Raw genomic sequence first — 12,584 nt, forward strand, 5'->3', positions numbered from 1 at the left:
GGCGGTCGGGCGCGCGGGCCTGGCCGGGGCCGAAGGGGCGGGAGAGGTCCGGGCCGGAGAGGTCGAGGCGGCAGAGGTCGAGGCGGGGGAGACCGGGGCCGGTCGCCCTGCTCAGTGGCTCGAGCCGGAGATCTGCAGGCCGATGACGCCGGCGATGACCAGCGAGATCGAGACGATCTTGAGCGAGGAGACCAGGTCGCCGAGGAAGGCCATGCCGTAGATCGCGGTGCCCGCCGCGCCGATGCCGGTCCACACCGCGTACGCGGGGCCGACGTCGAGCTTCTTCAGGGACAGCGTCAGCAGGCCGAAGGAGCCCAGTGCGAACAGGCAGAACGCGATCGTCGGCCAGAGCCGGCTGAACCCGTGCGAGAGCTTCAGGCACACCGCGAACCCGGTCTCGAAGAGCCCCGCGACCACCACGAGGAGCCAGGCCATCGGAGCCTCCGTCTTTCACTTCACGCCACTTCACCGAACCGCCGCCGTCGATCATCACACAGCTTGCCCCTGAAGCGGACCGTCAGTCGCCTTCCCGGCGCTCCCGGGTGGCCAGCAGGCGGCGCAGCGAGTCCAGCCGGGCGGGCTCGGCGTGGCCCTCGGCGACCCAGGCGTCGAGCGCGCAGTCCGGCTCGTCGTGCGAGCAGGCGCGCGGGCACTCCTCGGTGCCCGCCTCCAGGTCGGGGAAGGCGTGGATGACCCGGGACGGGTCGATGTGCGCGAGGCCGAAGGACCGCACCCCCGGGGTGTCGATGACCCAGCCCGCGTCACCGGGCAGCGGCAGCGCGAGGGCGGACGTGGTGGTGTGCCGGCCCCGGCCGGTCACCGCGTTGACGTGGCCGGTGACGCGCTGCCGCTCGACCAGCGCGTTGACCAGGGTGGTCTTGCCGACGCCGCTGTGCCCGACGAAGGCGGTGACGCGCCCGGCGAGCCGCTCCCTGATCTGGTCGACGCCGCCGGTCAGGAAGTCGTCCCGGTTGGTCACCACGTGCGCCAGGTCCAGCGCGCCGTACGTCTCCAGCAGCGGCCCGGCCGGCGCGAGGTCCGACTTGGTCAGCACCAGCAGCGGTTCGAGGCCCGCGTCGTACGCCGCGACCAGGCAGCGGTCGATCATCCGCGGCCGCGGCTCCGGGTCGGCCAGCGCGGTGACGATCGCCAGCTGGTCGGCGTTGGCCACGACCACCCGCTCGTACGGGTCGGTGTCGTCGGCGGTGCGGCGCAGCACCGAGCGGCGCTCCTCCACCCGGACGACCCTGGCCAGGGTGTCCTTCGCGCCCGTCAGGTCGCCGACGACGGCCACCCGGTCGCCGACCACCGCGGACTTGCGGCCCAGTTCGCGCGCCTTCATCGCGGTGACGGCGCGGCCGTCGACCAGCACGGTCAGCCGGCCGCGGTCGACGGTGAGCACCATGCCCGCGCTGGCGTCCTCGTGCTTGGGGCGGATGCTGGTGCGCGGGCGGTTGCCCTTGGGGTTGGGACGGCTGCGGATGTCGTCCTCGTCGGGGTTCTTGCCGTAACGCCGCACCGCTCAGCCCTGCGCCCGCACCGGACCGGAGCCCGCGCCCGGCACCGGGTCGCCGGCCAGCATCGCGGTCCACAGCTCGGGGAAGTCGGGCAGCGTCTTCGCGGTCGTCGCCACGTTCTCCACCTGGACGCCGTCGACCACCAGGCCGATCACGGCGGCCGCGGTGGCCAGCCGGTGGTCCTCGTAGGTGTGGAAGACCCCGCCGTGCAGCGGGCGCGGGCGGATGCGCAGCCCGTCACCGGTCTCGGTGACGTCGCCGCCGAGGCCGCCCAGCTCCTTGGCGAGCGCGGCCAGCCGGTCGGTCTCGTGCAGCCGCAGGTGGGCGATCCCGGTCAGCTCTGAGGGGCCGTCGGCGAGCGCGGCCACCGCGGCGATCACCGGGGCCAGCTCACCCACCTCGTGCAGGTCGGCGGTGAGGCCGTGCACCCGGCCGCTGCCGGTGAGCACCAGCCCCCGGTCGGTCAGTTCGCACGATCCGCCCATCCGGGTGAACAGGTCGCGCAGCGCGTCGCCCGGCTGGGTGGTGCGGCGCGGCCAGCCGGGGACGGTCACCCGGCCGCCGGTGACCAGGGCCGCGGCCAGGAACGGCGCGGCGTTGGAGAGGTCGGGCTCCACCGTCAGGTCGCGGCCGAGCAGCGCCCCGGTGGCGACCCGCCACACGTTCGCGGCGCCGCCGTCCTGCGGGGCGTCCACCTTGGCGCCGGCCTTGCGCAGCATGTCCACGGTCATCCGGATGTGCGGCTGCGAGGGCAGCGTACGGCCGCTGTGCCGCAGCTCCAGGCCCTTGTTGAAGCGCGGCGCCGACAGCAGCAGGGCGCTCACGAACTGCGAGGACGCCGAGGCGTCCACCTCCACCGCGCCGCCGGCCATCGACCCGGCGCCGTGCACGGTCAGCGGCAGCGAGCCGCGTCCCTCGTCGTCGATCCTGGCGCCGAGGCCGCGCAGCGCGTCGATGACGCCGTGCAGCGGGCGCTCGTACGCCCGCGCGTCGCCCTCGAACCGCACCGGGCCGTCGGCCAGCGCGGCGACCGGCGGCAGGAAGCGCATCACGGTGCCGGCGTTGCCGACGTCGACGGTGGCCGGGCCGTGCAGCCCGGCCGGGATGATCCGCCACGCCTCGCCGCCGTCCGGGTTGACGGTCTCGTCGATCTGCACGCCCATCGTGCGCAGCGCCTCGGCCATCAGCACGGTGTCGCGGCTGCGCAACGGGCGGCGCAGCCAGCCGGGTTCCGCGGAGAGCGCGGCCAGCACCAGGGCCCGGTTCGTCACCGACTTCGAACCGGGTACGGGAACGGTGGCGTCCACCGCAGCGGGCGCGCCAGGCGCCGGCCACAGGTCGCGCTGAGCGGTGCTGTCGGTCATGGGCGCAAGCGTAGTGGCTTGAGTACGGGGAGATAAGTCGGCGAATCCGGCGAAACCCACTGGAAACAGGAGGTCACTCTTCCTTGTCCCATCCGTCACGCCAGGACCGCCGCGGATCAGGCCCGCAGCAGCCAGCTGCCGCCGCCGAGGAGCGAGCACAGCGCGACCGTGTAGAAGAGCAGCATCCACAGCGCGGCCGGGGTGTGCGTGAGCCAGGCCAGCTGGTCGGGGTCGGAGGACCTGCTGCCGTCCCGGCGCCTGGTGCGCTGCAGCTCCGCGACCGGACGGGCGCCGCCCAGCAGCAGGAACCACACCACCAGGTACCCGAACGCGGCCTGCACCTGTGCCTTCGTCAGCCACGACACGGCGAGGAAGAGCGCGCAGGCGATCACGACGGTCAGCGCGCCGTAGGCGTTGCGGATCATCACCAGCATGACCAGGAGCAGCGCGGTCGCGCCCCACAGCAGGGCGGTGATGTGCCCGGCGGCCAGCAGCGCGGCGCCGGCCAGTCCGAGCAGCGGCGGCGCGGTGTAGCCGGCCGCGGCGGTCAGCACCATGCCGAGGCCGTACGGCTTGCCGCGCGAGACCGTCAGCCCGGAGGTGTCGGAGTGCAGGCGTATGCCGTCCAGCCGGCGGCCGGAGAGCAGCGCGACCAGCCCGTGGCCGCCCTCGTGCGCGATGGTCACCGCGTTCCGCGTGACGTGCCACACCCCGCGCGACGCCACCGCGCCCAGCGCGATGAGGGCGGTCACCAGGACCAGCCAGCGCGACGGGTCGGGCTGGGTACCGGTCAGCCGGTGCCACATCTCGGTGATGCTCGCGACGTTCATTCCTCGCCCACTCCTTGGTCGTTCGCCGTGCGTTCCCGGCGTTTTCCGGCCCGTTGCGCGCGATCGGGGCCTGTTCTGCCGCCGGGTCGTGGCAGTGTGGCAGCTATGTGCGGTCGATACGTGGCGAGCCGGAAACCCGAGGATCTCGCGGAACTCTTCGAGGTCCGCAAGTGGGACCCCACCGAGGCGCTCGCGCCGGACTGGAACGTGGCCCCGACGAAGGAGGTCCACGTCGTACTGGACCGTCCGGTACGCGATTCCGGTTCCCCCGATCCGGTGCGCCAGCTGCGGGTGCTGCGCTGGGGCCTGGTGCCGTCCTGGGCGAAGAGCCCCGACGGCGCCGCGAAGCTCATCAACGCGCGGTCCGAGACCGTGCACGAGAAACCGTCCTTCCGCCGGGCGCTGACCGCCCGCCGCTGCCTGATACCCGCCGACGGCTACTACGAGTGGCAGACCGCCCCGCAGGAGCGGCAGTTGGAGGAGGAGGGCAGGAGGAAACGGGCCCGCAAACAGCCGTACTTCGTCACGCCCGCCGACGGCTCGGTCTTCGCGATGGCCGGGCTGTACGAGTTCTGGCGCGACCGCACGCTGCCCGACGACCACCCCCGGGCCTGGTGGAGCACCTGCACGGTGATCACCACCGAGGCCGAGACCACCGACCTGGCCGGATACGGCGGCACCGGGCCGCGGGCGCTGGCCGACCTGCATCCGCGGATGCCGCTGATGATGACCCGCGACCGCTGGGACGCCTGGCTGGACCCCGGCACCACCGACCCGGACGAGGTGCGCGCGCTGCTCGCCGCGCCGCCGACCGGGCTGCTGCGGGCGTACCCGGTCGGCAGCGCGGTGAGCAGCGTGCGCAACAACGGGCCCGAGCTGGTCGAGGAGCTGGCCGGGCCCGAGGAGGAGACGCTGTTCTGATGGACCCCGGGAACGACCCGCACGACCCGCACCCCGCGCCGAAGACGCCGGCGCCGACCCGTCAGATCGTCGACACCGGCGCGGGCGAGGCCCGCATCACCTGGCACCGGCCGCCCGCGCGCACCGCCGCCCGGTGCGTGCTCGCACTCGGCCACGGCGCGGGCGGCGGCGTCGAGGCCCGCGACCTGGTGGCGCTGGCCGCCGCGCTGCCCCCGCGCGGGGTGACCGTCGCCCTGGTGGAGCAGCCCTGGCGGGTCGCCGGCAGGAAGCTCGCGCCCGCGCCCCGCACGCTCGACACCGGGTGGGCGGGGGTGTGGCCCGCGCTGGCCGCGTCCGGCCGGCCGGTCGTCGCGGGCGGGCGCAGCGCCGGGGCGCGGGTCGCCTGCCGGACCGCGGCCGAGCTGGGCGCCGCCGCGCTGCTGCTGCTCGCCTTCCCGCTGCACCCGCCGGGCCGCCCGGAGAAGTCCCGCGCGCAGGAGCTGGCGGCGGGCGCCGCGGCCTGCCCGCTGCTGATCGTCCAGGGCGGCAACGACCCGTTCGGCCGGCCCGAGGAGTTCCCCGCGGGCCGTGCGCCGGTGGAGGTCCCGTACGCCGACCACGGCTTCGCGGTGCCCAAGCGGGCCGGCCTCACCCAGCAGGCCGCCCTGGAGCTGGTCACCGGCGCGGCCGCCGGCTTCCTGGCCGGCCTCGGACCGGCCAGGAGCTGACCGGCGGCGCGTCCCGCGTAGCCCGCCTCACCCCGTATCGCCCCGCCCCGCCTCCTCGCCGGCGCGCTCCCGTGCCGTGTCCCGGGATCGGCGCCACCAGGCTCGCGGGGCCGTGTCCTCCCCGGGAATGACGACACCGGGCAGTGTGTTGTGGGTAGCGACCGACGAAACAACCAGCAAGTAGCGACGAGCACGGTGAGAGAGGCAGCCGCATGGTTTCAGCCGCATGCCGGCCCCAGGCAGAGGTCGCCGCAGCCAGTGCGGCGGGCGGCCCGGCGGCCACCGGGGCGCCCTTCCTGGACTGGGCGGCCGAGTGGTCCGGGAAGGACCACGGAAAGGCCGGATCAGGCGTGGTCGGCCCGCGTGTCATATCCTCCGAGACGAGCGTGTCCGCTTTGGGACACGCACGCGTTTCTGAGGAGGTGGGTCCGGTCACCGGCACCGACGACAGCTCGGCGGACACCGCGGGTACGTCCGGTGGGGCCGCGCAGGAGAGCGACGTGGAGCGCACCGAGCGCTTCGAACGCGACGCCCTGGGCTTCCTCGACCAGATGTACTCGGCCGCGCTGCGGATGACCCGCAATCCGGCCGACGCGGAGGATCTGGTCCAGGAGACGTACGCGAAGGCGTATGCCTCCTTCCACCAGTTCCGCGAGGGGACCAACCTCAAGGCTTGGCTGTACCGCATCCTCACCAACAGCTTCATCAACTCCTACCGCAAGAAGCAGCGCGAACCGCTGCGCAGCGGTTCGGAGGAGATCGAGGACTGGCAGCTGGCGCGCGCCGAGTCGCACATGTCGACCGGCCTGCGGTCGGCGGAGTCGCAGGCGCTCGACCACCTGCCCGACTCCGACGTGAAGTCGGCCCTGCAGTCGATCCCCGAGGAGTTCCGCATCGCGGTCTACCTCGCGGACGTCGAGGGCTTTGCCTACAAGGAGATCGCGGACATCATGGGTACACCCATCGGCACGGTGATGTCCCGGCTGCACCGTGGTCGCCGCCAGCTGCGCGAGCTGCTGGAGGACTACGCCCGGGAGCGCGGGCTGGTCCCGGCGGGCGTGGCGGACGAGAAGGGTGCGGATTCATGAGCTGCGGAAACGCACATGAGACGGACTGCTCGGAGGTGCTCGACCACCTCTACGAGTACCTCGACGAGGAGATGTCCGACGACGCCTGCGTGAAGTTCAGGCAGCACTTCGACGAGTGCCACCCCTGCCTGGAGAAGTACGGTCTCGAGCAGGCGGTGAAGAAGCTCGTCAAGCGGTGCTGCGGGTCCGACGACGTGCCGACCGACCTCCGGTCGAAGGTGATGATGCGGATCGAGCTGATCCGCGCCGGCGAGGTGGTCGTGGAGCAGGACCCGCTCACCCCCACCGAGGCGCCGACCGCCTGACCGCGCCGCGCAAGCGGCACGTCACCCACTCGGGTGAGCAGCGGCAGAACGGCACATACCGTGACGGGCGCGGCCCTATCCTCCTGAGTCTCTGACGGGGCTCGGTGCGGACAAGGGCCGCGCCCGTCGCGTTTTCCATGGGCCCGAGCGGGCCCGAGGGGAGGCCGTCGCCGTGCCAGCCGTGTCCCGCCGCCCGCTGCCGCCGGCCGCGCGCGTCACCGTCGCGGCGGTGTGCGCGGCCGGCGTCCTGTGCGCGGCGCCCGCGCTGCGCCCCGGCACTCCCTGGGCCACCCTCGGCGTGCTCGCGCTGCTCTACGCGCTGTGCGAGCCGGGAGTGCTGCCCGCGCGGATCACCGGCCGGCATCCGCCGTCGGCGGTCGGGCCGTTCCTGCCGGTGCTGCTCGCCGGGTCGCTGCTGCTGCCGCCCGCGGCGGCCGCCCTGGTGGCGGTGCCCGGCTCGCTGGCCGGCCGTCCGGTGCCGTGGGTGCGCCGCTGCTGGCGCGCCGCCCACCTGGCGGTCGCGGCGTGGGCCGCGGCGCTGTGCGGGAGGGCCGTCGGCGCGCCCGGCGAGATGCGGACGTCCGGACTGCCGTACGGGCTGCTGCCCGCCGCGTGCGCGGCGCTGTGCTTCTGCGTCATCGCCACCACGCTGACCGGGGCCGTGCTGGTCACCGCCGAGCACCACCGCCCCGCCGCCGCCTGGGGCGCGCCGCTGCTCGCCGCCCTCGCCCCCTACCTCACCTACGGCGTGGTCGCGCTGACGACGGCGCTGCTGTGGCTGCGCGGGTACGGCGTCTTCGCCGCGGTGCTGGTGCCGCTGCCGATGTACGTGGCCTGCTGGTTCTTCGCGCGGGCGCGCCGCGCACGGGCCGCGCAGCGGGCGGCGGTCCGGGCGCTGGTGCACGCCGTCGACCTGAAGGACCCCTATACCCGCGGCCACAGCGAACGCGTCGGCCGGGCCTCCGCGATGATCGCCAGGGAGCTGGGCATGCCGGAGCCCCGGGTGGACGCACTGCGGCTGGCCGGGCTGCTGCACGACATCGGCAAGCTCGGCGTGCCGACCCGCGTCCTGCGCAAGAACGGCCCGCTGACCGCGCAGGAGCGTGCGGCCGTCCAGCTCCACCCGGAGCACGGCCACGACATGACCCGCGGCCTGGCCTTCCTCGGCGAGGCCCGCGAGGCGATCCTGCACCACCACGAGCGGCTGGACGGCTCCGGCTACCCGCACGGCCTGTCCGGCGACCGGATTCCGGAGGTCGCCCGGGTGGTGGCGGTCGCGGACGCCTTCGACGCGATGACCACCACCCGCTGCTACCGCCCGGCCCGGCCGGTCGCCGCCGCGGTGGAGGAGCTGGTCCGCTGCGCGGGCACCCACTTCGACCCGGTGATGGTCGACGCGTTCGTCCGCGCGCTGGCGGACGACCTGCCGGGGCCGGGGGGCCCGGCGGCGGACGGCGAGGGGACGCCGGCCGGGCCTCCGGCGGCGGCAGCCGCGTCCGGCGCGGCGCGCACGGCGCCGGACGCCGGGCCGGACCGGGAGGGGGCGGGGGCCGGGATCGGGGCTGGGGCCGGGGCGACGGTTCTGGGCGAGGCCGTATGGCTGCTGGGATGAACGGGACCGCGGTGGTGCGGGTCGCGGGCGTGGTGTGGGTGACCGTCGCCGTCGGGTGGACGGTCTGCGGCGGGGTGCGCGACCCGGCCGCGGCCGGCGTGTTCTGCGGGGTGGTGGTGCTCGGCGAGGCGCTGCGGGTCCCCCCCGGCGCGGACCGCGAGGGCGCTCCGCTCGCCACCGCGGGCGCGCTCGGCTACGCGCTGCTCGGCCCCGGCGGCGCCGGCGTCCCGCAGGCGGTGGCCGTCGCCTGCGCGGGGGCGGCCCTCGGCACCCTGCTGCGCCCGCACCTGCCGGCCGTACCCGTGGCCGTACCCGCGCCGCCGCCCGTACCCGTACCCGCGCCCGCGCACCGGCGGCACGCCAGGCCCGCCGCCCGCGGCGAGGCGCGGTGGGGGCCCGCCGTGCGGCGCGGGGCGGGCGTCGGATTCGCCGCGCTGTGCTGCCAACCGCTGCACGGCGAGACCCGGTTGACGGGCGCCGCGCTCGCCGCGGTGTCGGTGGGCGTGCTCGCGCTGGTCGGCCTGTGCGACGCGGCGGTCGCCGCGGCGCTCGGGCCCCGGCCGTTCGCCGCCGGGGTCGGGGACGAGCTGCGGGGGCTGGCCGGGATGGGGTCCGCGGTGTGCGCGGGCGGTGTCGTGCTGGCGCTCGCGGTGGGCAGCGCCGGGCTGTGGGCGGTGCCGGTGGTCGCGCTGCCGCTGCTGCTGACGCAGCTGGGCCTGCGCGGGCATGCGGCCGTCCGGGCGACGTACCGGCAGACCGTGACAGCCCTGGCCCGCGCCACCGAGGTGGCCGGCTACACCCCGGTGGGCCATGCCCGCCGGGTCGGCGAACTGGCCACCGCGGTCGGCCGTGAGCTGGGCCTGCCCGCGCGCCGGCTGATGCTGCTCGAGTACGCCGCGCTGATGCACGACATCGGGCAGCTCTCCCTCGTCGATCCGGTGCCGCGGGGCGCCACCGAGCCGCTGGACGCCGGCCGGCGGGAGGCCATCGCCGTGCGGGGCGGCGAGGTGGTCCGCCGCACCGGCGCGCCCGCCGAGGTGGCGCTGATCGTGGAGGTGCAGGCCAGGCCGTACCGCGACCAGCCGCTCGCCGGCCGTATCGTGCGCGCCGTCAACGACTTCGAGGACCTCACGGGTGAGAACGCCGCCCCGCAGCGGCGGCTTGCCGCAGTCGAACGGATGCGCCTGGACACCGACCACACCTACGATCCCCAGGTGGTGGACGCCCTGACGAGGGTTCTCGCGCACCGTCCCACCTGGGCATGGTTGGATGCCCGTGGGGATGGCAAGGAGCTTGGGTGACGGCCGCGCACCTCGGGCGGTCCGCAACGGTCGGGCTGAGACAACGGCCGAAGTGTGCAAGGTTGGTGTCGTACGGGGATGGTACGGGGGGAGGCGGGAAAAGACGGTGAGGATCTTCGGCAGAGTGCGGCACCGGCCGTCGCCCACGTGGCGGCAGGCCACCGACCGCGCGTTCTCGCTGATCGACGACGGCCGGTACGAGGACGCCGGCGCCCTGCTCACCCGCGCCGCCGACCTGGAGCCGTGGCTCTCGGAGTCCTGGTACAACCTCGCGCTGCTGCACAAGTTCCGCCACGACTGGGCGCAGGCCAGGATCGCCGGGCTGCGCGCGGTCGCGCTGCTCGACCGCCCGGTCGGCGCACCCGACTGGTGGAACCTGGGCATCGCCGCCACCGCCCTGCAGGACTGGCCGCTGGCCCGCCGCTCCTGGCAGGCGTACGGCCTGCGGATGCCCACCGGCGGCGCCGCCGCGGACCCGGCGTCCGGCGAGGAGTCGGCCCGGCTGCCGCTGGGCAGCGCCGCGGTACGGCTGTCCCCCGAGGGCGAGGCCGAGGTGGTGTGGGGCCGCAGGCTGGACCCGGCCCGGATCGAGGTGCTCTCCATCCCGCTGCCGTCCTCCGGGCGGCGCTGGGGCGAGGTGGTCCTGCACGACGGCGTTCCGCACGGCGAGCGCGCCACCGAGGGCTCCGGCGGCGCGGTCTACCCGGTCTTCGACGAGATCGAGCTGTGGGCCCCCTCGCCGGTGCCGACCTGGCTGGTGCTGCTGGAGGCCGCGACCGAGGCCGACCGCGACGCGCTGGAGCGGCTGGCCGCCGAGGCCGGCTACGCCGCGGAGGACTGGTCCTCCTCGGTCCGGCTGCTCTGCCGCACCTGCTCGGAGAGCCGGATGCCCACCGACGACGGCTCCGTCGTCACCCGTGACCCGCACGACCACGGTGAGCCGGGCCATCCCGGCCATCTCAGCCATCTGAGCCGGGGCAGCGAAGGGGTGCGCTGGACGCCCGAGCGGGAGTGCGGCATCGCCGCGCCCGACGGGCTGGTCCGCGGCCTGCTGGAGGGCTGGGTCGCCGACAGCCCGGACACCCGCGACTGGCGGGACCTCGAAGAGGTCTGCTGACGCTCCCGCGCCGGCCCGCCCGTCCGGACGGGAGCCTCCCGGCGGGGGCCGCGCACTTGCGCTGCCCTTTACCCTGGGAAGGATCACCCATGGTTCCCGGAAGGCGTACGGCGCAGATGTCCCAGCAGCAGACTGAGCACGACCAGGAATTCCACGACGACGTCACGGACGCCGTGGCGCGGGAGGCGGCGCACCGCGAGCGCGGGACCGCGCGCCCGATCACCGTGGTCGGCAACCCGGTGCTGCACCGGGAGTGCAAGGACGTCACCGCGTTCGACGACGAGCTGGCGGCGCTGGTCGACGACATGTTCGCCTCGCAGCGCGCCGCCGAGGGCGTGGGCCTGGCCGCCAACCAGATCGGCGTGGACCTGAAGGTCTTCGTGTACGACTGCCCGGACGACGAGGACAACCGGCACGTCGGCGTGGTCTGCAACCCGGTGCTGGAGGAACTGCCGGCGGACCGGCGGCGGCTGGACGACTCCAACGAGGGCTGCCTGTCGGTGCCCGGCGCCTACATGGAGCTGGCCCGCCCGGACTACGCCGTGGTCCGCGGCCAGGACGCGCAGGGCAACCCGATCCGGGTGCACGGCACCGGCTACTTCGCGCGCTGCCTCCAGCACGAGACCGACCACCTGTACGGGCGGCTCTACATCGACCGGCTGTCCAAGCGGGAGCGCAAGGACGTGATGCGGCAGATGGCCGAGACCACCCCGAAGTTCGAGACCGTCCCGAACGTCTGACGACGCCCGGGACGGTCCGCGCGAGCGGTCAGAAGTCCTCGTCGAGGGCGACCGTGCCCTCGACGGCGACCTGGTAGGCCGACGGCCTGCGCTCGAAGAAGTTGGTCAGCTCCTGCACGCCCTGCAACTCCATGAAGGAGAACGGGTTCTGCGAGCCGAAGACCGGCGGGAACCCGAGCCGCACCAGCCGCTGGTCGGCGACGCACTGCAGGTACTCGCGCATCGACCCGGTGTTCATCCCCGGCAGCCCGTCGCCGCACAGGTCCCTGCCGAACTGCAGCTCCGCCTCGACGGCCTCCCGCAGCATGTCGGTGACCTGCTCGCGCAGCTCCGCGTCGAAGAGCCCCGGCTCCTCCTTGCGGACGGTGTCGACCACGTCGAAGGCGAAGCTCATGTGCATCGTCTCGTCGCGGAACACCCAGTTGGTGCCGGTGGCCAGGCCGTGCAGCAGCCCGCGGGAGCGGAACCAGTACACGTAGGCGAAGGCGCCGTAGAAGAACAGGCCCTCGATGCAGGCGGCGAAGCAGATCAGGTTGAGCAGGAAGCGCCGCCGGTCGGCCGCGGTCTCCAGCCGGTCGACGGACTCGACGGCGTCCATCCAGCGGAAGCAGAACTGCGCCTTCTCGCGGATCGACGGGATGTTCTCCACCGCGGCGAACGCGGCGGCCCGGTCGTCGTGGTCGGGCAGGTAGGTGTCGAGCAGCGTCAGGTAGAACTGCACGTGCACGGCCTCCTCGAAGAGCTGGCGGCTCAGGTACAGCCGCGCCTCCGGGGAGTTGATGTGCTTGTAGAGGGTGAGCACCAGGTTGTTGGCGACGATCGAGTCGCCGGTGGCGAAGAACGCCACCAGGCGGCCGATCAGGTGCTGCTCGGCCGGGGTGAGCCGGGCCAGGTCGGTGACGTCGGAGTGGAGGTCGACCTCCTCGACGGTCCAGGTGTTCTTGATCGCGTCGCGGTAGCGCTCGTAGAAGTCCGGGTAGCGCATCGGGCGCAGGGTCAGCTCGAAGCCGGGGTCGAGCAGGTTCTTGACGTGGCCGGCGCCGGCGGTGGGGCCGGACATGGGGCTTGAGGTGGCGGGGGCG

At 74.4% G+C, this 12,584-nt stretch carries 13 protein-coding genes; 8 read left to right on the forward strand and 5 right to left on the reverse strand.

What is annotated here, in order from left to right:
* Window positions 1–111 precede the first annotated feature (111 nt).
* From V2S66_RS14720 to V2S66_RS14735, 4 genes are all read right to left on the reverse strand, one after another.
* Entirely contained in the window at window positions 112–435 is a 324-nt protein-coding gene (locus V2S66_RS14720; RefSeq protein WP_330795433.1) for a DMT family transporter, read from the reverse strand.
* Between the two features lie 82 nt (window positions 436–517).
* Complete coding sequence (gene rsgA, locus V2S66_RS14725; protein ID WP_330795435.1) at window positions 518–1,519, reverse strand: ribosome small subunit-dependent GTPase A; 1,002 nt, start codon at window positions 1,517–1,519, stop codon at window positions 518–520.
* A 3-nt stretch (window positions 1,520–1,522) separates the two neighbouring features.
* Window positions 1,523–2,881 carry a 3-phosphoshikimate 1-carboxyvinyltransferase gene (aroA, locus tag V2S66_RS14730; RefSeq protein ID WP_330795437.1) on the reverse strand — a complete coding sequence of 453 codons (1,359 nt, stop codon included), beginning with the start codon at window positions 2,879–2,881 and terminating at the stop codon, window positions 1,523–1,525.
* Between the two features lie 116 nt (window positions 2,882–2,997).
* Entirely contained in the window at window positions 2,998–3,711 is a 714-nt protein-coding gene (locus V2S66_RS14735; RefSeq protein ID WP_330795439.1) for a M50 family metallopeptidase, read from the reverse strand.
* Between the two features lie 105 nt (window positions 3,712–3,816).
* Here V2S66_RS14735 and V2S66_RS14740 point away from each other — a divergent pair, with 105 nt between their 5' ends.
* The 8 genes from V2S66_RS14740 (at window position 3,817) to def (ending at window position 11,502) form a co-directional block, all read left to right on the forward strand.
* Window positions 3,817–4,632, forward strand: coding sequence for an SOS response-associated peptidase (locus V2S66_RS14740; RefSeq protein WP_330795440.1), 816 nt, complete (start codon window positions 3,817–3,819; stop codon window positions 4,630–4,632).
* Window positions 4,632–5,339, forward strand: a complete 708-nt coding sequence (locus tag V2S66_RS14745; RefSeq protein ID WP_330795442.1) for an alpha/beta hydrolase family protein — start codon at window positions 4,632–4,634, stop codon at window positions 5,337–5,339. The genes V2S66_RS14740 and V2S66_RS14745 overlap by 1 nt, the downstream gene beginning before the upstream one ends.
* 422 nt (window positions 5,340–5,761) lie before the next feature.
* Window positions 5,762–6,427: a sigma-70 family RNA polymerase sigma factor gene (locus tag V2S66_RS14750; protein WP_413966396.1), complete on the forward strand. Its 666-nt coding sequence runs from the start codon at window positions 5,762–5,764 to the stop codon at window positions 6,425–6,427.
* Window positions 6,424–6,732, forward strand: a complete 309-nt coding sequence (gene rsrA / locus V2S66_RS14755) for a mycothiol system anti-sigma-R factor (protein ID WP_330795444.1) — start codon at window positions 6,424–6,426, stop codon at window positions 6,730–6,732. The genes V2S66_RS14750 and rsrA overlap by 4 nt, the downstream gene beginning before the upstream one ends.
* Window positions 6,733–6,904: 172 nt before the next feature.
* The gene (locus tag V2S66_RS14760) at window positions 6,905–8,344 is read left to right on the forward strand and encodes an HD-GYP domain-containing protein (RefSeq protein WP_413966397.1); all 1,440 of its coding nucleotides are present in this window, start codon (window positions 6,905–6,907) and stop codon (window positions 8,342–8,344) included.
* Window positions 8,341–9,645, forward strand: a complete 1,305-nt coding sequence (locus V2S66_RS14765) for an HD domain-containing phosphohydrolase (protein WP_330795445.1) — start codon at window positions 8,341–8,343, stop codon at window positions 9,643–9,645. Before V2S66_RS14760 ends, V2S66_RS14765 begins: the two co-directional genes overlap by 4 nt.
* Window positions 9,646–9,751: 106 nt before the next feature.
* Entirely contained in the window at window positions 9,752–10,762 is a 1,011-nt protein-coding gene (locus tag V2S66_RS14770) for a tetratricopeptide repeat protein (protein ID WP_330795447.1), read from the forward strand.
* A 116-nt stretch (window positions 10,763–10,878) separates the two neighbouring features.
* Entirely contained in the window at window positions 10,879–11,502 is a 624-nt protein-coding gene (gene def, locus V2S66_RS14775; protein WP_330795449.1) for a peptide deformylase, read from the forward strand.
* A gap of 28 nt (window positions 11,503–11,530) precedes the next feature.
* Here def and V2S66_RS14780 read toward each other — a convergent pair whose 3' ends face one another.
* A complete protein-coding gene (locus V2S66_RS14780) occupies window positions 11,531–12,562 on the reverse strand; it encodes a ribonucleotide-diphosphate reductase subunit beta (protein ID WP_330795451.1) in 1,032 nt (343 codons plus the stop codon).
* Between the last annotated feature and the right edge of the window lie 22 nt (window positions 12,563–12,584).

The sequence above is a fragment of the Actinacidiphila polyblastidii genome (assembly GCF_036353415.1).
GTDB lineage: Bacteria > Actinomycetota > Actinomycetes > Streptomycetales > Streptomycetaceae > Actinacidiphila > Actinacidiphila polyblastidii.